Genomic DNA, 204 nt, shown 5'->3' with positions numbered 1-204 from the left:
CAGCGGTAGATCGTGGTGTGATCGACCGGCACGCCCCGCTGAAGTCATCATTTCCTCCAGATCGCGGTAGCTCACCCCGTAGCGGCAGTACCACCGCACTGCCCATAGAATGATGTCACGGGGGAAATGACGACCGGAGAAGATACCCATGGCTGTGACTATTTCACGTCGCTCTTCCTACTGCCCCAACTTTGCAACAGCACC

The 204-nt window shown here is 57.4% G+C and carries 1 pseudogene; it reads right to left on the bottom strand.

The annotated features are described in order from the left end of the window. A pseudogene (locus HMPREF2559_RS12335) lies at positions 1–150 on the bottom strand (IS6 family transposase); the annotation flags it as partial. Positions 151–204 lie beyond the last annotated feature (54 nt).

The organism is Corynebacterium sp. HMSC072G08 (assembly GCF_001809185.1).
In the GTDB taxonomy this organism is placed as follows: domain Bacteria; phylum Actinomycetota; class Actinomycetes; order Mycobacteriales; family Mycobacteriaceae; genus Corynebacterium; species Corynebacterium phoceense.
The sequence above is the reverse complement of the archived record's forward strand: the minus strand, read 5'-3'. Positions and strand labels throughout refer to the sequence as shown.